Source organism: Arenibaculum pallidiluteum, from assembly GCF_017355985.1.
Taxonomy (GTDB): domain Bacteria; phylum Pseudomonadota; class Alphaproteobacteria; order Azospirillales; family Azospirillaceae; genus Arenibaculum; species Arenibaculum pallidiluteum.
This window is the reverse complement of the sequence record NZ_JAFIQU010000037.1, coordinates 1-1,567: the sequence shown is the minus strand read 5'-3', so window position 1 is coordinate 1,567 and position 1,567 is coordinate 1. Positions and strand designations below refer to the sequence as shown.

Sequence of the window (1,567 nt, the reverse complement as noted above, 5' to 3'; positions counted from 1 at the left end):
CATGTGCGGCATCATCGGCATCATCGGCAACGGCGAGGCGGCTCCTCTCCTGGTGGAGGGTTTGCGGCGGCTGGAGTACCGGGGCTACGACAGCGCGGGGATCGCGACGCTGGTCGGTGGCCGCATCGAGCGCCGGCGCGCCGAGGGCAAGCTGGTCAACCTGGACCGCCGCCTGGCCGAGCAGCCGCTCGGCGGCTCCGTCGGCATCGGCCACACCCGCTGGGCCACCCATGGCGGCCCGACCGAGCGCAATGCCCACCCGCACGCCACCGAGCGCGTCGCCGTCGTGCACAACGGCATCATCGAGAACTACCAGGACCTCAAGGCCGAGCTCGAGGCCAAGGGCCGCCGCTTCGAGACCGAGACCGACACCGAGGTGATCGTCCACCTCGTCACCCACCATCTCGAGGCCGGCATGGACCCGGTCGCCGCCACCGCCGCCGCCCTCAAGCGCCTCGAGGGCGCCTTCTCGCTGGCCCTGATCTTCGCCGGCGATGCCGACCTGATGATCGGCGCGCGCCGCGGCACCCCGCTCGCCGTCGGCCATGGCGAGGGCGAGATGTTCCTGGCCTCGGACGCCTTCGCCATGGCCCCGCTGACCAGCCGGCTGAGCTATCTCGAGGATGGCGACTGGGTGGTGCTGAGCCGCGCCGGGGCGCGCATCTTCGATGCCCAGGACCGCCCGGTGGAGCGCCCGGTCAAGCTGAGCAGCGTGTCGGGCGCGCTGATCGGCAAGGGCGAGCACCGGCACTTCATGCTCAAGGAGATCTTCGAGCAGCCCCAGGTCATCGGCGAGACGCTGAACGCCTTCGTGAACGCGGTCTCGGGCGGCATCACCCTGCCCGAGCTGCCCTTCGAGCTGGCTGGCGTGCCGCGCATCACCATCGTGGCCTGCGGCACCGCCTACTATGCCGGCTTTGTGGCCAAGTACTGGTTCGAGCAGGTGGCGCGCCTGCCGGTCGAGCTCGACATCGCCTCGGAGTTCCGCTACCGCGAGGCGCCGATGCCGGCGGGCGGTCTGGCGCTGTTCATCTCGCAGTCGGGCGAGACGCTGGATACGCTGGAGGCGCTGCGCTACTGCAAGCGCCAGGGCCAGCGGATCCTGTCGGTGGTCAACGTGCCCGAGAGCACGATCGCGCGCGAGAGCGAGGCGGTGCTCTACACGCTGGCCGGTCCGGAGATCGGGGTGGCCTCGACCAAGGCCTTCACGACCCAGCTCACGGTGCTGGCCTGCCTGGCGGTGGCAACGGCCCGGGCGCGCGGGGCCATTTCGGCCGAGCGCGAGGCGGCGCTGACCCATGCCCTGCGCGAGGTTCCGGCGCGGGCAGCCGAGGTGCTGCGCAACGACGAGGCGCTGCGGCTGGTCGCGCACGACCTGGCGGAGGCGCGCGATGCGCTGTATCTGGGTCGGGGGCTGGGCTTTCCGATCGCGCTGGAAGGGGCTCTGAAGCTGAAGGAGATCTCCTACATCCATGCCGAGGGGTATGCGGCGGGGGAGATGAAGCACGGGCCGATCGCGCTGATCGACGAGGCGGTTCCGGTGGTGTGCATCGCGCCCTCGGACAGC

Annotated in this window: 1 protein-coding gene; it reads left to right on the top strand. The window is 71.0% G+C overall.

Annotation, left to right across the window (positions count from 1 at the left end; translation table 11 throughout):
- Position 1 precedes the first annotated feature (1 nt).
- Positions 2 to 1,567, top strand: a 1,566-nt coding sequence (glmS, locus tag JUB13_RS30940) for a glutamine--fructose-6-phosphate transaminase (isomerizing) (RefSeq protein ID WP_207486120.1), incomplete at its 3' end; no start/stop codon positions are given.